This window comes from Clostridium sp. KLE 1755, from assembly GCF_000466465.2.
GTDB classification, from domain to species: Bacteria; Bacillota; Clostridia; order Lachnospirales; family Lachnospiraceae; genus Eisenbergiella; species Eisenbergiella porci.
The window spans coordinates 19,715-41,313 of the sequence record NZ_KE992783.1 but is presented as its reverse complement, the minus strand read 5'-3'; the positions used below and the strand labels follow the sequence as shown (position 1 = coordinate 41,313).

The following is a 21,599-nucleotide window of genomic DNA, read 5'->3' as shown; positions in this document are numbered from 1 at the left end:
TCCGGCCCTTCTCTGCATGGATATTACAGTGCCGCGGTCCTTTTGCCCCGGCAGTCCCTTTTTTTCTGTAAAGCATTTTCATTTGAAGGAATCTGCCTTATAATAAGGGAAATAAAAAACGGCAGGGAGTTATGGCCTATGGGAAAAGCGGAACGGAATAAGAAACAGAAAAAAGACGCGCTATTAAATACCGCATTCGAGCTGTTCACCAGTAAAGGAATTACAGACACCACCATTTCCAATATTGTGGATCGGGCAGGAGTGGCTAAGGGAACCTTTTATCTCTATTTCAAGGACAAATATGACATCCGCAACAAACTGATTGCCCATAAGGCCAGCCAGGTTTTCACAAAAGCGGAGGAGGCGCTCCATCAGACGGACATTACGCTGCTGGAGGATAAAATAATTTTCCTGGTGGATCATATTCTGGAGCAGTTTAATGAAGACAAGATCCTTCTGCGGTTTATTTCCAAAAATTTAAGCTGGGGGATCTTTAAAAATGAACTGCTTCATTCCTCTGACAGCTCTGATTTTGATTTCCATGAGCTGTATACCTCCGTATTCGAAAATGAAGCGTCAGACAAGCTTTACCGGAACCCTGAGGTCATGCTTTATCTAATCATAGAGCTTACCGGCTCCACCTGCTACAGCTCCATTTTATATGAGGAGCCCGTGCCCATACAGGAATTAAAGCCGTACCTGTTCCAGTCCATCCGCCAGATCATACGCGGCCAGGAAATTACAGGCGACGCTTTAGAAAATACCAGGGTGAAAAAAGCATAACTGTCCAGTTATCTACGCTATTATAAAAAAGGACTAATCATAATTGCTGAAAGGAATTGTGTCATGTATTATCTTCTGCTTTTCACCCCTTCTGATACTTTGGCGGAGGAAATCACAGTGCTTCTCTCCCTGTACCTTGGGGATAAGCTTTACGTGGAAAATGCCGGTCCTCTTCAGGGCCCTGCAGCGATTTTTCCCAAAGGTTCTCCCTCCGCCTTTCTGCTGGATGTCCGCTCCTGCCCCGATCAGGACGCACATTCCTGGTTTCGGCTGCTGTCCTCCCAGCATACTCACATTCCCGCACTGGTTTATGATGGCAGCACAGACCTGCGGGAGCTGGTACTTCCCCTCTTATACGACAAGGCATTTCTTCCTGTAAAAAATAAGGAATTTGTTTCCTATGCCCAAAGTCAGGCCTTTCTGGAACGTCTTTCCTTCCTGAGCCATATAAATCCGGGAGCCGGCCTTACTATACCCAATTTATCCGGCTTCAGCTTTACTGTCTGCCTTCTGCGGGGACAAAAAAAGACGCCTGAATTGTTAAACCTCTGCCGCCTGCTTACACACTTATTCCATTCTTCTTTTTGCTATTATAATGACAGTATTCCGTTGTTTCTGTTTGTCCTGTTTGAGCCCACCGGAAATTTCACGCAGCTTGAGCGAAACCGGCAGCTGCTGATAGAGCGAATCCAATCCGGAAAAGACAGCCTTCCCATGTTTTGTCTTGGGGTGATCCATCATGATTTGGCCGGCCTTACCTCCTCCTTTCTGGAGGCCTGTGAAGTATATTATGTAAATTCCTATCAACGGCCCTGTGCCATTTTTGAAGAGATTTCCAGCCCTCCGGGACAGATGCTAAAGCCCCAAAAGCTCATGGAAATCGAACGTTCCATACGGACAGACATTCAGTTCAGGGAAGGAAGCAATGCACTGCAGTATTCCCGCCAATGGTTTGCTGAATGCCGGGCGCTGAATTATGAGCTGGATGACATGAAATACGATCTGATCATCCTTTATTCCAGTATTAAATATGTTTTGTTTGATATGTATGGCCTGAAGCTGAAGCGTATTAAATCCGGCCTTGAGGTACATGAAATACTCAGTATAACTCAAGCCTCCCAGCTTGAGGACTGGTTCTGTACCTGGCTGATTTACACACTGGACAACTTTGATCTGACACGTTCCAATACCGGCTTTCAAATTCAGGAGGTCCTCCAGTTCATCACCAACCATATCATGGAAGATCTTTCCCTGAATACCATCGCCAGCTATTTTTATGTGAATCCCTCTTATTTCAGCACACTGTTTAAGCGCGAAACAGGGCAGACCTATATTTCCTACATCACCAAGCTGAAAATGGATAAGGCCGCCGAACTGATCGCCGCCAACTGTAAAATCTATGAAGCAGCTCACATGCTGGGCTATGAAGATATCAGGCATTTCCGCAATACCTTCAAAAAATACCATGGAATCTCACCCTCCCAGATAAAAGCGCATCATAAAACTCCGGATGGGAAAGCCTGACTGTCCATGCTTTCCTGCCGGAGTTTTATAACCTTTCAGGCGGAAACAAACTGTTACGAAGTCTCCTCCTGTTTTTTATAATTTAATTTTATAACGACTATACTCTGGGAAGATTATTTACAGAACGGGGGCCCTTTTTCTCCCACTTCACATCCCTGACTGTTCCGGTTTCACTGACAAGAACCACTGGTACATGCATTACCCGTCTGTTTTTGCTTTCCTCAAAGGTAAATTCTGCTACGAAACGGTATAGCGGCTTTAGAGGACCCTCTACGTTTATCTCAAAGTCCACCTCCTTGATACCGGCTCCCATATGTGCCATAGTGAGAAATACAGAAGCTTCGTTCTGTGGACTCACCGTACATCCATCCCGATTATACAGGTAAACATTCAATCTATCCGAAGTCACCGATTTGGACGTGTTGGAAAGAATAAACCTGATTTTTTTCGGTTCTTCTGCATTAATCACCGGATCACCGCAATAATCCACACGTACATTCAGGTAGGGAAATTCATACTTTACAGTCTTCATTTCATCAAAAATATTTCTGAAATAAGGCTTCGCATAGAAAATTTCTTCATCTTCTGCCGTAGCTTCTGTCAACGCCAGCTCTTTCCAGGCCACTTCCTTAAGCGCCAGAACCCTGTCGGTCAGTTCCTCTACCGTGGAAGGAATCCTTCCTGCCATCCGGAAGGGATCAATGCTGCAGGTTACAATTCCGTGTCCGATTGGATCAATCCATTTTGCCTCAAAGAAATCAATGCCATACATGATTCCAAAGAGAGACGCGATGGTTCCTGCCGTACAATCCGTATCTTCTCCGTAATGGACAGCTGTCAGAACTGATTTTTCAAAATCCCCGCCGCCAAAAAGCAGGCCATAGATAATGATCATGAGATTAGAAGGAACATCCCAACCCATTTTTCCATTCTGATAGCCCTTCTTCTCATCCTCCTCAGAAATATAGTGCCACTCAAGATGACCAATAAAGTTCTGCATGATATATTCTCTTGTTTCCTCTTCATCCATACCGGAATCGAAGGTTTCCATGGCTTTTCTCACACCGATGCTTACCGCACAGCCCTCCGGAATATAGGAAAGCCCTATTTCAATCAGTTTTCTGATATCCCTGAGATAAAATGCCGCGCTCTCCATAGCGGCAATGAACACCTCCGCATATACACCTTCACCATCCCCATGATCCACAATGGCATCCTGGAATGCATATTCAGCCGCCAAATCAGGCTTACCAGGAAACAGGCACGCCCATATTTCAGAACGGATATAGGAACCGCAGCTGTCCTTAAACTCATTGTTGAAGCTCCCTGTCACAGGCGGCTGGAACCCGCTCCTCAGATTGGTTTTTGCCACCCCGTACTCTGCATGAGTAAAAATCATAAATTCATTAAAATATTCACCAAGATCCTTGGCATCTATATGGATGCCCCGATCCTCCAGCGCCAGCAGCCAGAGTATCTGAATATCCAAATCGTCATTGGGAAGCGGTTCACCATTAAGATCATGCGTATAATATGTAATGTTATTTTTGCATCGTTCCCATTCCATGGGCATACCCAGGGTACCGCCGATATTCTTTCCCATCCAGCAGCCATAGACTCTGCTCTTGAATTCTTCTCTATTCATTCGTAATCTCCTTTTTTCGTAACATTTCAGATAACCGGATTGTTGCTATGTTTTCATATATGCCAATAGCCGTCTTCTATCGGCTGCTACTCCTTCACGGCTCCCGCATTCAGGCCGTTTACAATAAATTTCTGCATCAGCAGATATATGACAATACCCGGCACCAGAATGATGAAAAGAGCTGCATAAAGTTTTCCCACATTACCGCCATACATTGACTGGAACTTGGTGGGAATCACTGTGATTGTCATAATTTCTTCCTTGCGAAGCATTACAAATGCCATCATATATTCATTCCAGCTGGAAAGAAAAGTCCAGATAACTGCCATGACAATAGCAGGCTTACACATGGGCACCGCTATCTTGAAGAGCGTTTTCATAATACCGCAGCCATCTATGAGCGCTGCTTCCAATACCGTATTAGGGAGTGCGTCAAACCCGTTTTTTATCGTAAGAAGATTAAATGGAGCTATCAGCACCACATAAGGCCCCATCACTGCCAGATAAGTATTCAATATGCCCAACTTTGAATTTATCTGAAAAACCGGAACCAGGATGGCAGCTGCAGGAAGAAGCAGCGCCGAAAGCAGGAAAATATACACTCCGTTTTTAAACGGGAAATTCAGCTTGGAAAGGGCAAATCCCGCCAGTACATCCAGAACCACCACCAGCACTACCACCGAAACACTGATAATCAGACTGTTTATAAAATACGTCTGAATATGGTACTTTGTAAGAATATCCACATAGTTCTGAATTCCTCCACCCTGGAAGGAGCCATGCACCAGAATCCCTATGGGCAGAAGAATGACTGCAACACATGCAATACATATCAGATACCGAAGCACGGCACCTGCCAACCGTAATTTTTTCATCTTTGCTCCTAACCGCGCGCTATGGCGCGCTTTCAAATCATCAAGATATCTGCCGCAGATCTAATAAATTGATTTAGAATTATAAAGCCGCAGCTGTATGACGGTAATTATGCCTGCAATCAGGAACATTACCACCGCAATAGCCGACGCATACCCCTGTTCATAATTTGTAAATGCCGCTTCATACAGATAGGTCGCAAAAGTTTGTGTGGAATTGGCAGGGCCGCCTCCTGTAAGGGATGCAACCAAATCGTACTGCTTCAACGCGCCGATAACTCCGATAATGGTCAGATTATATGTAGTTCCGCGCACCAACGGCAGCATTATTTTTCTCAGAATCTGGAAATGGGAGGCACCGTCAATTCTTGCTGCCTCATACAGGTCTTCAGATATTCCTGCCATGGAACCATAATAAAGTGTCATGGAATATCCCGTCCACTGCCATATATTAACGATGATAATTGCCCAGATAGCCAGCTTCGGGTTGGAAAGCGGTGCGCTGACTCCGAAAAAGCTGAGAATATTTTTCAGGTATCCGATATTGGGATCCAGCAGTCTGTAAAAAACCTGACCGATAATAATAGATGAAAGGATGGCCGGCATGAACAGAACAGCCTTGGAAACATCCCTTCCTAAAAATTTTTTCTGAAATAAATCCGCCAGAAGGAAGCCCAGCACTGCCTGTATTGTTACTGTGAACAGGGCAAAAAGCAGGAAATTTTTTAAAACAACACGGAAAACCTTGTCTTTAAAGATATCGGTAAAGTTTTTAATGCCGATGAAGGTCATATCCGGATCGATGCCGTTCCAGTCATAAAAACTGATTTTTACATTATACAGAATCGGATAAACCATGTATACCAGCACAAAGAGCACTAATGGCAGTACACAGAAAAAACCGATTTTCTTACTGTTTTTAAAATTAATCATTTATTCCGGCCTCCTGAAAATAGAACCGTCGGTAGTTTAAACTTATCAAAATGTTACTGTTAACTGTAAAAAGCCTGAACCGTTGTAGCAGGACATAAAAAGGACTGCCGCCCGCTTATCGCCTTGCGGCAGTCCGGAGCATTAATAAGATACCGGCCTTATTATTTGGAAATACCTGCTGCCGCTTCAGCCATAGCAGCAGCTGCTTCTTCAGGTGTAGCAGCCCCGGTTCCCAGCAGCTGCAGCTGATCAAACAGCGCATCATTCAGCTTTGTATAGAAAGAACTGCGGAAGCCTACCGTATTGTCCGATGCTGCAGCCGCGGAAATAACATCATAAGCTGCTTTATAATCGTCGGTTAAATCCACGGTGGGACTGGGAGCATCTTTCAATACGCTGAAAAAGCCAAGTCCGTCAACAACTTCCTGCTGCATATCATAGCAAAGCCATTTTACAAATTCCCATGCAGCTTCCTTATTAGCGCTGTTGGCATTTACACCCCAGGCAACGTCGGGAGCTGTCAGCACTGCACCAGGCTTGCCTTCAATAGAAGGCATGGTTGATACTTTAATATCATTGGAAGAGAAATTTTCATAGAAGGAATTTTCTGCCTTCAGAGAGCCCATATCCCAGGAACCATTAAAAATCATCGGGATTGTGGAATTTCCATCATCATCCTTCCACTGGGAATAACCTTCATTATACAAAGTTGTAGAAAGGGCTCCGTCCTGAACAATTCCGTCTGTAAACAGTTTCTGATAATAATCAAAGGCTTTAACCACATCGCTTTCCGTCCATTCATTTTCCAGGGCAAAAATTCCGTTACAGAGATCCTTGTTGATGGTTGCCATAATGGTAATGAACATATCATAATTCTGCCAGTTGTCTTTTCCGCCGAACATAAGCGGAATCTGTCCTGCACCACGCAGTGTCTGTGCCGCAGTCTGCAGTTCCTCCCAGGTAGCAGGGAAAGATTCCACGCCGTTTTCTGTCATCAGTTTATTGTTATACCAAACGGTTCCTGCCGCGCTCATCGCACTGGGAAATGCATAGATTTCATCACCGGACAGTTTAATTGTCGTAAATGAAGCTTCTGTAAACTTATCCTGCCAGTCCTCGCCCAAATCTTGTGATGCATAATCTGCCAGAGGAGCCAGCTGCGATTTATACTGTTCCAAGTCTGCACCAGGCGCAATACCAATTACATCAGGTGCGCTGCCTGCTGCAAAATCAACCTTCAATGCGTTATAATGATCTTCCTGTCTCATGATTTTTACAGTTGCATGTATACCGGGATGGGTGGCATTAAATTCATCTGCAATTGCCTGCGTCAATTCATCATCCTCTGTAAATCCCTTATAATTTCCCAGGGCATACTGCCAGGATTGAACAGTAATTTCCACTACCTCACCATTTTCCGCTTCACCGCCTTCGCCTCCCTGCGAAGCAGTGCTTTCCTGTATCGCCGCAGTACTTCCTGCCGTATTATTTTCTCCTGTGCCGGAGTTTGTTTCAGATGCTGTATTTCCTGAACATGCTGTCAGAGATAACGTCATAACTCCCGCCAGCAACATCGCAATAGCTTTTTTCATTGGAAAAGTCTCCTTCCTGAATCATGTGCCGTTTCTTCACGGCACGATTATTTCTGACATAAAATGTGAATGCATTCAACTTACTATTGAATTATAGTAGATAATATAAAAGAAACAAAGAGCACAAATTTTGGCAAAAACAGGTGGTTTTTTTTAGTTTTATAATATATTATCTTATATATGAATAAATATAGTTACTGTTCTCACAAAAATCCGAGATTAGTTGATACGGAATAAAGAATATGCTACACTAAAGCTACATTAGCTTTTAACCGTATATAAAGAAAGAAGGGGTTTATATGTGTATCAACACAAAAAATAAGAAGAAAGTTTTTCTCCATGCAAAGCCAGCAGATTGCGACGGTTGCATGGAGTAGATATGGTCGCAAAATAATAATGCTGGCTTTTGGAACTTGACTATAATATCAAGGAGGAAGCCTGCATGAAATATCTGAACGCAACATCTGTTCTTCCGGACACTTTGGTAAAAGAGCTGCAGAACTATGTTCAGGGTGGTTACATCTACATTCCAATAGAACAGGAACAGCAAAAACGTTGGGGAGAAGCTTCCGGCTATCGGCAGGAACTGGAACAACGTAATCAGCAAATCAAAAGGGAATATCGGAATGGTGTTTCCATTGAATGTCTGACTGAAAAATACTGTTTGTCTTTATATACTGTCCGGAAAATCATATATCAAAAATAATTGAAGGAGGCTGCCAGTCGCGGCCTCTTTTTTTATACATATTGGTTCGGTAGCATACTGTATATAGAAAAAATATTCCAATAACCGTAGAATAAAAGGGAAATCTATAATGAATTTATGAGGTGTTTACTCAGGCTTTATGAAAGGAAACAATTATGTGTACCAGATTTGTTTATCATGGAAATGATATGATTACAGGCTTTAATTTTGATATTGACCTCTCTGCATGGAAGCATAAGGTGATTATGGATGAGGAACGTTTTTATATTGGAATCTTACGTCCGGATGGAACCTATCATTCTTATCATGGGATTAATAAAAATGGGAATGTCGGTACGCTGCTTTACGTGCACGGCAATCCTGGCGGGGAATACCAGGCCGGACCGGACTGCATGACAATTGCAGATTTGACGGAAGAATTTATTAAAGGACAGATTACATTTGATGACGCGCTTCAGCTTGTAAGGGATAAAAAGATTACCTATGCGCCGGACGCCACTATGCAGGCGTTGCTGTCAGATATCCATGGGCGTGTTTTGATAATCGAGCCGGGATTGGGATATCGGGAAGAACATAAGAAATATTCCCTGATAACGAATTATTCTCTGATAGATCCGGAAAGCACAAAAAATTATATTGTGCCGGGTGATGACCGGTATGAGCGGGCTTTGCAGTTATTGGACTGCTGCGGAAATGATTTCTCGGTATCCAACGCATATACTTTGCTTCATGCCGTCCGTCAGGAGGGTGCATGGGCTACCAGAGTATCCTTTGTTTACTCTGCAAAAGAACAGGCGGTGTATTATGTGGAGAATAACCGTTTTGAACACATTACAAAGTATGTATTTCCTTGAACGGATAAAGAGCAGAACTTTATAAGCTGTGAAGCTATAAAACTAAGAAGCTGTGAAACTATAGAGCAATGAAACTATGAAGCCGTGAAACTAAGAAGCTGTGAAATTATGATTTGATAAATAGAAAACAGGGACTCCGGAGAAAGCCATTCGGATAAACGGAATACTTTACATCCATGCAGGGCAGCCAAGAGAAATATAAGAAGAAAAATAAAGAATACTGTTTTTTATATAAAAAACCGCCGCCCTACGGCAAAACTGGTGTGATACCAGAACCGTAGAGCGGCGATTGTTGTTCACCGCATTATTTTGCAGCTCTTGCTTCCCTGATCTTATCGGCAAGAATCGGAACGATCTTATTCAGATCACCAACGATGCCGTAATCAGCTACGTCAAAGATAGGAGCTGTCTCATCCTTGTTGATTGCAACAATGATGTCAGATTCTTCCATACCTGCCAGATGCTGAATTGCTCCGGAGATACCGATTGCAAAGTATACGTTGGGGCGAACGGTTTTACCGGTCTGTCCAACCTGAAGATCCTTGGGCTTCCAGCCTGCGTCCACAACTGCACGGGAGCAGCTTACTGTTCCGCCGATAGCTTCTGCAAGGTCATCCAGAATCTTGAAGTTCTCCGGGCTGCCAACTCCACGGCCACCGGATACCAGGATTTTTGCATCCATAATATCAACGGTATCAACTACGGATTTAACAACTTCCATGATTTCAACATATTTGTTGTCCGGGGTAAAGCCGGGATTAAACTCTTCCACTACAGCCTTAGCGCCTTCTACCTTGGGTGCCTTCTGCATAACGCCGGGACGAACGGTTGCCATCTGAGGACGGAAGTTCGGGCAGGCGATAGTAGCGATGGTATTTCCACCGAATGCAGGACGGGTCATTAACAGCTGATTATGTTTCTGCTCCTGTCCGGGAATGGGATTTAACGGGAAATCTCCGATATCCAGCTGTGTACAGTCTGCAGTCAGACCTGTATGGATTCTTGCGGAAACACGGGGGCCAAGGTCACGGCCGATTGCGGTAGCGCCTACCAGCATGATTTCCGGTTTATATTTTTCAATTACAGAGGAAAGTGCATGGGCATAAGGCTCTGTTCTGTATTCCTTCAGTTCAGGATCGTCAACAACGATTACTCTATCAGCGCCATATGCAGCCAGCTCGTCAGCCAGTCCTTTTACTTCATAACCGATCAGTACTGCGGTTACTTCTGTTCCTAAATCCTTTGCCAGTTCTTTCCCTTTGCCAATCAGTTCAAATGCGATTCCGCTTACTACGTTATCAACCTGCTGTGCAAAGACAAATACTCCCTTATATTCTTCTAAATTCATCCTTATTCACCACACTTTTCTATTAATATTAAATAACGTGTTTTTCCTGTAATTTTCCTGTAATAAAGGAAGCTGCTTCATCAGGAGTATCAAAGGTAAACTTCTCTCCTGCTCCCTTTCTTACCTTATCAGAAGCCTTAGCGATCTGAGTCGGTGATCCCTTCAGACCAAGGTTGGAATCGTCAACATCCTTCAGATCTGCTCTTCCCCATACGGTGATTTCTTTCTTGTATGCATCGAAGATTCCGCCGGGTGTCATATAACGGGGCTCATTCAGTTCGCCCAGAGCTGTGATCAGGCAGGGCATTTTAGCTTTCAGGACATGATATCTGTCATCGAACTGACGCTCTACGATAACATTTTCGCCTTCGATTTTGATATTCTGTGCATAGGAAATAACCGGGATTCCCAGATGCTCGGAAATCTGAGGCCCAACCTGTGCGGTATCGCCATCGATAGCCTGACGGCCTGTAATAATCAGGTCATAATCCAGATTGCGGATAGCGCCTGCGATTGTCTGGGAGGTAGCCCATGTATCAGCGCCGCCCAGAACTCTGTCGGTTACCAGGATTCCGTTATCAGCGCCCATAGCCATAGCTTCACGGAGAACCTCTTCTGCCTTGGGAAGACCCATGGTGATAACGGTAACCTCTGCGCCGTATTGATCTTTCAGTCTCAGTGCAGCTTCCAGACCTGCCTTGTCATCGGGATTCATGATCGTAAGCATTGCAGCTCTGTCAAGCGTACCATCGGGTTTGAATTTAACGCCGCCCTTTGTATCAGGTACCTGCTTAATACAAACAACAATTTTCATTGTATTTTCTCTCCTTGTTTATAATTTTCTTAAGATAACAGTCGTGCCGCAGCTTATTTCAGCAGTGCTCCGGAGATTACCATTCTCTGAACTTCGCTTGTTCCTTCGTAGATCTCGGTAATCTTGGCATCGCGCATCATACGCTCAACATCATATTCTCTTGTATATCCATAACCGCCGTGCAGCTGAACAGCCTTGGTTGTAACTTCCATTGCAACCTCTGCAGCGTACAGCTTAGCTTTTGCAGCTTCCACAGAATATACGGACTGGGTAGCCTTTGCCATAGCAGCCTTGTAAACAAGCAGCTGGGCACATTCAACCTTGGTAGCCATATCTGCAAGCTGGAACTGGGTGTTCTGGAAAGCGCCGATTGCTCTGCCGAACTGTTTTCTTTCTTTTACATAAGCGATGGTATTGTTAAGAGCGCCTTCAGCAAGCCCAAGAGCCTGTGCAGCGATACCGATACGTCCGCCGTCCAGAGTATGCATAGCGATACCAAAGCCCTTGCCTTCTGCTCCCAGCAGGTTTTCCTTCGGGATTCTGCAGTCTGTGAAAATCAGTTCGTAGGTTGATGAACCGCGGATACCCATCTTCTTTTCTTTGGTACCAAAGGAGAAGCCGGGAGTTCCTTTTTCCACGATGAATGCAGAAATCATTTTTTTCTTTCTGCCTCTCTTATCTTCAACAACGCTTGTAACAGCGAAAATTACATAAACGTCAGCTTCTTTACCGTTGGTGATGAAAATCTTGGATCCGTTAAGCACCCACTCATCTCCATCCAGATAAGCCTTGGTCTGCTGTCCCTGTGCGTCAGTACCTGCGCCGGGCTCTGTCAGGCCGAATGCACCCAGTTTTTCACCCTTTGCAAGGGGAACCAGGTATTTCTGCTTCTGCTCTTCCGTACCATAGGTCATGATAGGATCGCAGCACAGAGATGTATGGGCGGATACGATAACACCTGTGGTGCCGCATACCTTGGAAAGCTCTTCCACGCACATAGCGTAGGTCAGAGGATCGCAGCCCTGTCCGCCGTATTCCTTCGGAACCGGAATTCCCAGAAAACCAAGCTTAGCCATTTTTTCAACGGTAGCCCTGGGGAACTCCTCTGTTTCGTCAACCTCCTGTGCAAGAGGCTTTACTTCTTTTTCTGCAAATTCTCTGAAAAGAGTTCTTGCCATCTCATGCTCTTTGCTTAAAGTAAAATCCATGATTATTTACTCCTCCGTTTTTATCTTTATTATTGCGAAAGCAGCGGGCCTGAGTCAGGGAATCCCGGCTCCGGCGGCCGCCCGCAGGGGATAAGCCCTGCCGCTTACTGCGCCTTTTGCCCGCCGTTCCGTAATCTGCTGCGGGATATTTTACTTGCTGTAGTCATAGAAGCCCTTGCCGGTCTTCTGTCCAAGCTGTCCGCCGCGAACCATCTTCTTAAGCAGTGTATGAGGACGGTATTTCGGATCGCCTGTTTCGGATTCCAGAACTTCCATGATAGCCAGAACGATATCCAGACCAATCATATCGCCCAGAGCCAGAGGTCCCATGGGATGATTAGCGCCCAGCTTCATAGCGGTGTCGATATCTTCTACGGAAGCAACGCCTTCAGCATAGATGCCGATAGCTTCGTTGATCATCGGAACAAGGATTCTGTTTACTACGAAACCTGCAGCTTCGTTAACCTGTACAGGTGTTTTGCCGATAGCTACGGAGATTTCCTTAATTGTTTCCACTACGCTTTCAGGTGTGTTCAGTCCTGCGATAACCTCAACCAGCTTCATAACAGGAGCGGGATTGAAGAAATGCATTCCGATAACAGGTCTGTCAAGGCCAGCGCCGATTTCGGTAATGGACAGGGAAGATGTATTAGTAGCGAAGATGCAGTCCTTCTTGCAGATATCCTGCAGCTCTTTGAAAGTCTGCTTCTTGATTTCCATATTCTCCAGAGCAGCTTCAACAACCAGATCACAATCTGTGCAGATAGTCTTCACACCTGTTGTGATTTTAGCAAGGATAGCGTCAGCAGCAGCCTGCTCCATTTTACCCTTTGCCACTCTCTTAGACAGAGTCTTAGCGATTCTGTTCTTTCCGTTTGCAGCGAATTCCTCATTGATATCACACAGAAAAACTTCATACCCTTCCGTCTGAGCAAAAGCCTGCGCAATACCAGAACCCATTGTACCTGCACCAATAATACCAACCTTCATCTGATTAAACCTCCTACAAGATATGTTTTAGTTGAGCCGGGCGTGGACCGGATTGTAAAAGCTGAGCGGTGAGCTTGCTCACCGACCAGTTTTTACAATCCGGCCCACATGCGGCGAAGCCGCATAGCGAAAGGCCGCAGGCCTTGAGCCTCCCGGCGGATTTCCGGTAACCAATCCCTTAAGTCCTTAATCCCTTAAGTCCTTACTTATTCAAAAACTTCTCCACTTTCCTCTTCTCCAGGAAAGCAGCCATTCCTTCCTTCTGGTCATAGCTCTCGAAGCAGTCGCCAAACAGCTTCTCTTCGATTACAATCGCCTCATCCATATCCGCATCCAGACCATCATTAATAGCCTTCTTGCAGTTTCTCACAGCGATCGGCGCATTCTTGGCAATTCCCGCCGCCATCTTCTCAGCAGCAGCCATAAGCTCGTCCTGTGTATAAACCGCATTCACCAGGCCAATTCTCAGAGCCTCGTCAGCCTTAATATTCCTTGCCGTATAGATCATCTGCTTAGCCATTCCAGGTCCAACCAGACGGGCCAGCCTCTGTGTGCCGCCGAAACCAGGTGTGATTCCCAGGCCAACCTCAGGCTGTCCGAATACTGCATTATCAGAACAGATTCTGATATCACAGCTCATGGAAATCTCACAGCCGCCGCCCAGTGCAAAGCCGTTAACAGCAGCAATAACAGGAATCGGGAATGTCTCCAGCTTACGGAAAACATCATTTCCCTTCTTACCAAAGGCCTCGCCCTCCGCCTTGGTCAGAGTGCTCATTTCTCCGATATCCGCGCCTGCAACGAAGGATTTTGCCCCTGCGCCTGTCAGAATCAGACATCTTACCTCTTCCAGATTCACAGCATCCAAAGTTTCATTCAGTTCATCAAGAACCTGGGAATTCAGAGCGTTCAGCGCTTTTTCACGGCTGATGGTGATAACTGCGTAGGAACCCTTCTGTTCATATACAATGTATTCCATAGTACTCATCCTTTCTATATCACCGTCTTTTATGACGGGAATTTTTCAGCTACCCCTGTGCATAACGAATGATTAGCAGACCGCAAAGTCCGCTAATCATTCAGTTTAGAAGCCTATATCAGTCTCTTTCTACGATGGTTGCGCAGCCCATGCCGCCGCCGATGCACAGAGTTGCAAGACCCTTCTTAGCATCAGATTTAACCATTTCGTGAAGCAGAGTAACCAGAATACGGCATCCGGAAGCTCCTACGGGATGTCCCAGCGCAATAGCGCCGCCGTTTACATTCAGCTTGTCATTGTTAATGCCAAGATCATGTGCAACAGCAAGAGACTGTGCGGCAAAAGCTTCATTGGCTTCAATCAGATCGAAATCATCGATATTCATTCCGGTCTTAGCCATAACCTTTCTGGTTGCTGCAACAGGTCCGATTCCCATGATGGTAGGATCCACGCCTGCCAGTGCTCCCGCTACCCATGTTGCCATAGGGGTTACGCCCAGCTCTTTTGCCTTTTCTTCGCTCATAACCACAACTGCTGCCGCGCCGTCATTGATTCCTGAAGAGTTCGCAGCGGTTACGACGCCGTCTTTCTTGAATGCAGGACGAAGCTTTGCAATGCCTTCTGCGGTGGTTCCCGGACGAGGCCCTTCATCCTTATTGAAAATAATGGTTTCTTTTTTCTTCTTAACTTCTACAGGAACGATTTCATCATCAAACTTTCCTGCTTCCTGAGCTGCAACAGTCTTCTGCTGGCTCCATGCAGCGAACTCGTCCAGCTGCTGTCTGGTCAGTCCCCACTGCTCTGCGATATTTTCTGCAGTGATGCCCATATGATACTGATTGAATGCATCTGTAAGAGCATCGTTCACCATGGTATCAACCATAGTTGCGTTGCCCATTCTATATCCGTAACGTCCCTGAGGGATTGCATAAGGAGCCATGGACATGTTTTCCATACCGCCTGCAACAACGATATCCGCATCTCCTGCAAGAATCATCTGTGCAGCCTGGTTCACACAGTTCAGACCGGAACCGCATACAACGTTCATGGTAACAGCCGGAACTTCGATAGGCAAACCAGCTTTGATAGATGCCTGACGTGCCACGTTCTGTCCCAGGCCAGCCTGGATAACACATCCCATATATACCTGATCAACTGCTTCGGGAGCAACTCCCGCTCTGTTTAAAGCTTCCTTGATAACGATAGCACCCAGCTCCGCTGCCGGAGTTGTGCTTAAGGCCCCGCCCATTGTACCGATGGCTGTACGGCATGCACCTGCCAAAACGATTTTCTTTGCCATGTTTTCTCCTCCATATTCATTAAAAACTGCGAATTTACTGGGTTTTGACGGTATTGTTAATTTTTTGTCATTACCCACAGCCTTTATTATAGCATAGAGAATATTTAATAGCAAGGATTTTTCGATGCTCAATAACAGGAAACTTTCTGGCATAAGAAACCTAATTAAAATAGTGTAAAAATAAATAAATTTTTAATAAAAATTAAGTTTTGTAACGCTTCGGATATGTCGCTGCACGGACGCACCTCTCGGTTTTTCAGTCATATAATGATAAAAAAGACTATTTTGTCTCTCAAGAGGTTAGATATGGCCACTGATAATTTAGGTTCCATCGTATCCCTGGGTAATGTTCTCCGGATTGACAACGCTGTTATTGATGAGGTTTTTTTCTCAAATAACAACACCGGATATATCCTTATCTCCTATTCCGTCCCATGGCAGAGCGGAATTACCACGACAGACCAGCTGCAGCTTAACGTAAATAACAATACCGTTATCCTGAATTCCTTCCGACTGCCGATATGTCTCTGTGATCTGCGCGAGGGAATGCGGGTCGATGTCACCTTTTCGCCCCGTATGACAAGAAGCATCCCGCCTCAGAGCAATGCATTTTCAATCACTGTAAGACGCCCGTCGCGGCCTCCCGTTGCGCCGCCAAGTGTAACAACAGCACGAATCCTTTGGATAGATGCAAATAATAACCGGCTGATCACCGTTTCGCAAAACAATATAAACAGACAGATGGTATTTGTCATAACAAATTCCACAATTATTCTGAACAGGAACGGTTTCCCAATCCCTCTGCGCGCTCTCCGCCCCGGACAGCTGGTGCAGATATCACACTCAAATTTCCAGACGGCAAGCATACCGCCAATCGCCACGGCGTTCCGGATTCAGGTAATATAGCATTTATTTAAACTGTCTGCCGGAAGCATATAAAAAGGGAGCCTCAGCAAAAATTCCGTTCCAGCGGAATTTTCCTGCCATGGCTCCTTTTTATCATCATACGCAATATATACGGTTTCAACAGAGATTTACTTTTTATCTGCGATATCCAGTCCTATCACCACCCATGGCAGGGCGGCTGAAGTAAAATCTCCCATATTGCATCCTTTCATGCACTCCGGCATTCTGCGGACAGCATCAGTTCAGGAAAACGGCAACCGCATTCGCTCCAGGACCTACGTGTACCCCGATTACAGAACCAACCGGAACTGTCTTTTTGTATTCCGCATCAAAATGTTCCTTAATAAATGTCTCAAATCCGCTGACACATTCCTTTTTTCCTGTAAAGCCAAGATTGTAGCCTCTTGTCTTGTCCATCCCGCCGTCTTTCTCAATTGTTTTAAGCACCTTGTCCCAGGCGCTCTTCTGGCCTCTGGCAAGCCCGGCCACACGCACTTCCCCGTATCTCACGGACAGAATGGGCTTAAGGTTCAGCGCGCTTCCCACTACCATGCCCGTTGTGGACAGGCGTCCTCCCTTCTGGAGATAAAGAAGTGTGTCTACAATCAGATAAATGCAGATCTTCTCTTTTTCTTTTTCAAGAATTTCAACAATCTGCTCCGCTGTCTTTCCTTCCTCTCTGAGGGCAAATGCACGATCCAGCAGAAGCTGTGTCCCCAGCGTTGCCTGCATGCTGTCGATTATGTAAATCCTGTCATATTCCACAATATCCCTGGCAATAAGCGCACTCTGGCAGGTACCGCTAAGCTTGCTCGCAAGAAGGATGCATATTACGTCGTCCCCCGCTTCTTTGGCCTCCCTGAAATACTGCAGAAATGCTTCCGGAGAGGGCTGGCTTGTTGTGGGCAGTTCCTCCGCTGAGGCAAGCTTATCATAGAATTCCTCCGGTTTCATGTCAACACCGTCAAAATATTCTTTTTCTCCGAAAAGTACTTTAAGGGGAACCAGGGTGATGCCCAGACTGGCTGCCTGTTCTGTTGTGTAATCGCAGGTTGAATCACAGATAAAACGGATACTCATTTTTACTCCTGTCTGCGCGTAAATACGCTATTATCAAAAACGGGCCGAATGGTGGAAATCTTCAGCTTTATTGATTTAATGTTACTGTTTTAATTGTGTGTGGGTCATCGGGTTATATAAAGTATGGTATATTTTAGAATCAAGTTCAAATATTTTGATTTTCAAAACATTTGAAAGCATAGCAAAATTTAATTAGGATGTCAATAATGTTTTTCAGTTTACTCTTGTTTTTTTGATTTATTCTTGTTTATTTATGCTGATTGCTATTGTGGTTGGAATATTGTAGAATAACATAATATATGGAAGATCTTATATTATATTGATCAATAAGGAGTCCTATTATGAAGAAGGATTACAGAAATAAAGGGTTTACGCTTGTTGAGATGATAGTTGTAATAGTTATAATAGGGATTCTTCTGGCTATATTGGTGCCGGGGATGTTTAGGTACATACAGAAGGCTAAAGAGCAGCAGGCGATTGTGGAGTGTCGGGCGGTGGTTACGGCGGCGCAGACTTTGGCCCTGGAACAATATGGAAAAAGTTTATTTAATCCTCTGGAATTTCAAAATAACGATTTTAGGAAAAAAATTTGTGCTGCTGCAAGTGTATCTGGTTCTATAGTTTTTGGTGTAAACTTTTCAGATATGCCTTCGACTGAAGTTGCTTATTTAGAATACAAGTATTCAGAAAATATAATAGTTGTCTATGATATTAAAAACGCCTCAATTTTTTATATTAAGGAGCAAAATAATTTAAGTGATATGGACAATAGAATAAAAAATTATGGTAAAATTTTCGAAGAAAAATATGGTAATAATTATAATAATAATAATGTTTGGAATGTTGCAAGAAAAGAATATTATGAATCTAGTGAAGCAGCCTTAACAGATGCAGAAAAAGATTTATTAAGCGCTAAAACTACTTTGTCAAATTCGACTCTAGATTCTTTAAAATGGATGCCGTGCCGTTATAAAAACAGTGATTCTACATATGAACATTATTTCGTTGCTACAAAAACCGAAGGTACGTTCTATGTATCACTCGCATATTATCAGGGTTCGTATTATTATTTTCTTGGTAATAATGGAACTACCGGAGCAAATTCCATGCCAGATGCAAGTGAGCAAACAATCTCTAAATTAATTAATGCAAAAACAAATGCAGAAGATTTAAGTAAAGATAAAGATATATGGGTAAAAATAGTTAAATAATATGACTTCCTATACCAATTATGTATTATTTGATTTAAAATGGACTAATAATTTAAACAGTTTAATGAAGTTATTAGTCCGTTTTTTAAGTTTAATTATATTTTTTATACCTTGCATATATTAATATCTCCTCTTCCCCACGTCCCCCAGCAATCCTCCCCAACAGCACCTCCACCGCCTTCTCCGCAATCGCCGCCTCATCCTGCTTCACATGCAGGAAGGCCGGCCCATAGGGCGCCAGATAATCTTCATCCACACAAGCTAGGCGGATTTCCTTATCCAGAGAGATTCCTACTTTCCCCGCCGCGGCAGTAATGGCAGGCACAATGCCATACTCCTCCGCAATTATGGCATCCATTTCCGTTCTCCCCTTTTCCAGGAACCGTACTGCCGCCTGAATTGCTTCCGGACAGGGGTGGTTATCCAAGAGAGACTCCTTCCCTCCGCCTGACGGCAGCACACAGATTCCGGCTTCAGTCAGACCGAGACGTTCCATCTCATTAATAAACCCATTCCGCCGTTCCTGAACTGAAACCGCTTCGGTATCCTCCGTAGTAAACAGAGCTATCCGGCGGCAGCCGTCCTCAGCCAAAGCCCTGACCAAAGCAGCTGTCGCCGCCTTATTGTCAGTTCTTACCGAAGGTACCGGGATGCCCTTCATCTTCTTATCAATAAGAACCACAGGGAAATCATCCAGATACAGCTGCAGGATAGCAGGACTGTAATTCTTTCCATGACAGGGCATGATTATCATGCCGTCCACATGAAGCGACATAAGAAAATGGATCTCCTCCGTTTCCCTCTCCCTGTCTCCATAGGAAAATCTGACAATCAGGCTGTATCCTGTCTTTTTGGCGAGACAATCCATGCGATACATCATTTCCAGCCCGAAGGGTGTTGATACATGCTCCAGTACCAATCCCAGCAAATGATCCTTACCGCCCTTTTCCCCTGCCGCCTTCTCCTGTTTTCTCACAAAGCTGCCATTCCCCGGCACTCTTTTCACACATCCGCTTTCCGCCAGCATTTCCAGCGCTTTCTTCACTGTTATTGCACTGACCGAAAACTCTCTGCACAGTTCTTCGTCGGCAGGCAGTTTTTCACCGGGCGGATAGGTTCCGTTCTGGATACGCTCCAGCAACTCCTCATATACCTTCTGATATAAAAATACTTTTCCCATTTTCTTTATAACATCCCTTCACCGCTAAACCTGAATGCCTAATATGCAAACACGCATACCTTAATTCTCCATCAATCTTCCATTTCATTCATCCTCAATAAAATATATTTTATTACAAATACAGCCATATATACAACAAGAAAAATATACTTTACTCCTCTTTTTCATGTCACATTCCCCAGTAATCCCTTCCGCTTTTTAGCAGAATCAGAGAAAAAAATCAGTCCGATTTACAAACAAATACCCCTATGCTACCTTTAAAGCAGGTCTTACACCATTTCTGTCGAAAATGGCGGCAAGACAACCACCCTTTACTTAAAATTATCCCAGCCAAAGGAGGCTACCCATGAACACTACCAGGAAAACCAGTCCCTTCCGTTATGCTGTCGGCATGTTCGGCACATCCATCCCCATCAATATGTTTAAAACCTATGCCGCCGCATTTTATGTTATCGGGCACGGCGTTACCACAGCGCAGTTTTCCATGGTGCTGTTCCTGTATACCTTTGTGGATGCCATTGATAATCCGGTGTACGGCTTTCTTTCCGACAGGACACGGACACGCTGGGGACGGCGCAGGCCATGGCTTGTTATCGGCGCGCCGCTGCTGGCGCTTTGCTTCATTGCCTTTTTCAATATCCCGTCTTTCTTAAGCGGAAGCGGAATTTTTTCCTATATGCTGCTGATGTACATACTCACCGGTACGCTGGATTCCCTCATCAATGCCAATTATGGGGCGCTTTTCCCGGAGCTTTTCCGTTCGGATGCGGAGCGTGCCAAATCCAACGCCATGCGCCAGGCCTTCCAGCTGCTCGCCATGGTAATCAGCATCGCACTCACGCCTATAGTAACGGATGCTCTGGGTTACGGCCTGACCAGTGTGATTTACGGGCTTTTAGCCGTTTCCGTTATTCTCTACTGCACTCTCGGCTGCCATGAAACCGCACAGGAGGAAGAACTGGAAAAACCACGTCTGCTTTCCACCCTGCGGGATCTTCTCACCAACCCCAAATTCTGGATTTTCGGGCTGACCAATGCTTTTTACAGCGCTGCCATGGCGCTGGTGATGTCGGCGGTTCCTTTTTATGTTAAATATACGCTGGGGCTGGACAGCATGGCAAATACCATGCTCCTTGGCGTGGTGCTCCTGTTTGCCATGGCCGGGGTATCGGTCTGGGCTTTCTTTGTGAAAAAACGTTCTTTAATGCCCATATGGCGTACGGCGCTCATCGCGCTTGCGCTGTCTTTTATCCCGCTCTATTTTGTGTCCGGTTTTGTGCCGGCGCTCGCCGCCTCCTGCCTGCTTGGCTTCGGCTACTCCGGCGCCATCACCACCATGGATTTGGTGGGCGCCCGCATTATGGATGAGGATACCCGGAAGAACGGGCTGCGGCGTGAGGGCACCTATGCCAGCGCCATGGGCTTTATGAACCGGCTGAGCGGATTTTTTACAAGCTTTGCCTTTCTTTTGGTGGGCTGGCTTTATGGTTTTGAAAGCGGCGACATGCCGGGGGCAAGGCCTCATGACGCCGCCCGTTTTCTGATGGTGGTATTCCCGCTGTGCGCCATGCTTTTGTGCGTTGTGTGCTCCCGTTTCCTCAAATTCCCGGAAGCGCCTTCCCAGGCTTCGCATAAACAGCCGGAAACCCGGGAAGCGAAAAAGTAATATCCGAA

Annotated in this window: 19 protein-coding genes; 7 read left to right on the top strand and 12 right to left on the bottom strand. The window is 45.2% G+C overall.

Annotation, left to right across the window (positions count from 1 at the left end; all coding sequences use genetic code 11):
- Positions 1-138 precede the first annotated feature (138 nt).
- Positions 139-783, top strand: a complete 645-nt coding sequence (locus tag HMPREF1548_RS28645) for a TetR/AcrR family transcriptional regulator (protein ID WP_021640422.1) — start codon at positions 139-141, stop codon at positions 781-783.
- 63 nt (positions 784-846) lie between these two features.
- A complete protein-coding gene (locus HMPREF1548_RS28640) occupies positions 847-2,307 on the top strand; it encodes a helix-turn-helix transcriptional regulator (protein ID WP_021640421.1) in 1,461 nt (486 codons plus the stop codon).
- A gap of 97 nt (positions 2,308-2,404) precedes the next feature.
- On the opposite strand, the gene HMPREF1548_RS28635 is transcribed toward HMPREF1548_RS28640, so the two are convergent.
- From HMPREF1548_RS28635 to HMPREF1548_RS28620, 4 genes are all read right to left on the bottom strand, one after another.
- A complete protein-coding gene (locus HMPREF1548_RS28635; protein ID WP_021640420.1) occupies positions 2,405-3,952 on the bottom strand; it encodes an ADP-ribosylglycohydrolase family protein in 1,548 nt (515 codons plus the stop codon).
- 86 nt (positions 3,953-4,038) lie between these two features.
- Entirely contained in the window at positions 4,039-4,827 is a 789-nt protein-coding gene (locus tag HMPREF1548_RS28630) for a carbohydrate ABC transporter permease (RefSeq protein ID WP_021640419.1), read from the bottom strand.
- 60 nt (positions 4,828-4,887) lie between these two features.
- Positions 4,888-5,757: a carbohydrate ABC transporter permease gene (locus tag HMPREF1548_RS28625; protein WP_021640418.1), complete on the bottom strand. Its 870-nt coding sequence runs from the start codon at positions 5,755-5,757 to the stop codon at positions 4,888-4,890.
- Between the two features lie 161 nt (positions 5,758-5,918).
- On the bottom strand, positions 5,919-7,349 hold the full coding sequence (locus tag HMPREF1548_RS28620) for an ABC transporter substrate-binding protein (RefSeq protein ID WP_021640417.1): 1,431 nt from the start codon (positions 7,347-7,349) through the stop codon (positions 5,919-5,921).
- A 442-nt stretch (positions 7,350-7,791) separates the two neighbouring features.
- On the opposite strand from HMPREF1548_RS28620, the gene HMPREF1548_RS28615 reads away from it, so the two are divergent.
- Together HMPREF1548_RS28615 and HMPREF1548_RS28610 are read left to right on the top strand one after the other, a co-directional pair.
- A complete protein-coding gene (locus HMPREF1548_RS28615; protein ID WP_025490325.1) occupies positions 7,792-8,055 on the top strand; it encodes a CD3324 family protein in 264 nt (87 codons plus the stop codon).
- Between the two features lie 155 nt (positions 8,056-8,210).
- Positions 8,211-8,909 carry a conjugal transfer protein gene (locus tag HMPREF1548_RS28610; RefSeq protein WP_035324415.1) on the top strand — a complete coding sequence of 233 codons (699 nt, stop codon included), beginning with the start codon at positions 8,211-8,213 and terminating at the stop codon, positions 8,907-8,909.
- Between the two features lie 304 nt (positions 8,910-9,213).
- Here the strand turns inward: HMPREF1548_RS28610 and HMPREF1548_RS28605 are convergent, their stop codons facing one another.
- From HMPREF1548_RS28605 to HMPREF1548_RS28580, 6 genes are all read right to left on the bottom strand, one after another.
- On the bottom strand, positions 9,214-10,257 hold the full coding sequence (locus HMPREF1548_RS28605; RefSeq protein ID WP_021640413.1) for an electron transfer flavoprotein subunit alpha/FixB family protein: 1,044 nt from the start codon (positions 10,255-10,257) through the stop codon (positions 9,214-9,216).
- A gap of 28 nt (positions 10,258-10,285) precedes the next feature.
- A complete protein-coding gene (locus tag HMPREF1548_RS28600) occupies positions 10,286-11,071 on the bottom strand; it encodes an electron transfer flavoprotein subunit beta/FixA family protein (RefSeq protein ID WP_021640412.1) in 786 nt (261 codons plus the stop codon).
- A gap of 53 nt (positions 11,072-11,124) precedes the next feature.
- The gene (locus tag HMPREF1548_RS28595; protein WP_021640411.1) at positions 11,125-12,279 is read right to left on the bottom strand and encodes an acyl-CoA dehydrogenase; all 1,155 of its coding nucleotides are present in this window, start codon (positions 12,277-12,279) and stop codon (positions 11,125-11,127) included.
- Positions 12,280-12,429: 150 nt separating this feature from the next.
- A complete protein-coding gene (locus HMPREF1548_RS28590; RefSeq protein WP_021640410.1) occupies positions 12,430-13,269 on the bottom strand; it encodes a 3-hydroxybutyryl-CoA dehydrogenase in 840 nt (279 codons plus the stop codon).
- 202 nt (positions 13,270-13,471) lie between these two features.
- On the bottom strand, positions 13,472-14,248 hold the full coding sequence (locus HMPREF1548_RS28585) for an enoyl-CoA hydratase-related protein (protein WP_025490322.1): 777 nt from the start codon (positions 14,246-14,248) through the stop codon (positions 13,472-13,474).
- A gap of 118 nt (positions 14,249-14,366) precedes the next feature.
- Positions 14,367-15,548, bottom strand: coding sequence for an acetyl-CoA C-acetyltransferase (locus HMPREF1548_RS28580; protein WP_025490321.1), 1,182 nt, complete (start codon positions 15,546-15,548; stop codon positions 14,367-14,369).
- A 306-nt stretch (positions 15,549-15,854) separates the two neighbouring features.
- Between HMPREF1548_RS28580 and HMPREF1548_RS28575 the strand changes: the two genes are divergently transcribed.
- Positions 15,855-16,454, top strand: coding sequence for a hypothetical protein (locus HMPREF1548_RS28575; RefSeq protein ID WP_025490320.1), 600 nt, complete (start codon positions 15,855-15,857; stop codon positions 16,452-16,454).
- 237 nt (positions 16,455-16,691) lie between these two features.
- Here HMPREF1548_RS28575 and HMPREF1548_RS28570 read toward each other — a convergent pair whose 3' ends face one another.
- Positions 16,692-17,534: a DegV family protein gene (locus HMPREF1548_RS28570; RefSeq protein ID WP_021640406.1), complete on the bottom strand. Its 843-nt coding sequence runs from the start codon at positions 17,532-17,534 to the stop codon at positions 16,692-16,694.
- Positions 17,535-17,875: 341 nt separating this feature from the next.
- On the opposite strand from HMPREF1548_RS28570, the gene HMPREF1548_RS28565 reads away from it, so the two are divergent.
- A complete protein-coding gene (locus HMPREF1548_RS28565; RefSeq protein WP_021640405.1) occupies positions 17,876-18,745 on the top strand; it encodes a type II secretion system protein in 870 nt (289 codons plus the stop codon).
- 91 nt (positions 18,746-18,836) lie between these two features.
- On the opposite strand, the gene HMPREF1548_RS28560 is transcribed toward HMPREF1548_RS28565, so the two are convergent.
- Positions 18,837-19,925, bottom strand: coding sequence for a GntR family transcriptional regulator (locus tag HMPREF1548_RS28560; RefSeq protein ID WP_021640404.1), 1,089 nt, complete (start codon positions 19,923-19,925; stop codon positions 18,837-18,839).
- A gap of 346 nt (positions 19,926-20,271) precedes the next feature.
- Between HMPREF1548_RS28560 and HMPREF1548_RS28555 the strand changes: the two genes are divergently transcribed.
- A complete protein-coding gene (locus HMPREF1548_RS28555) occupies positions 20,272-21,591 on the top strand; it encodes an MFS transporter (RefSeq protein ID WP_021640403.1) in 1,320 nt (439 codons plus the stop codon).
- Positions 21,592-21,599 lie beyond the last annotated feature (8 nt).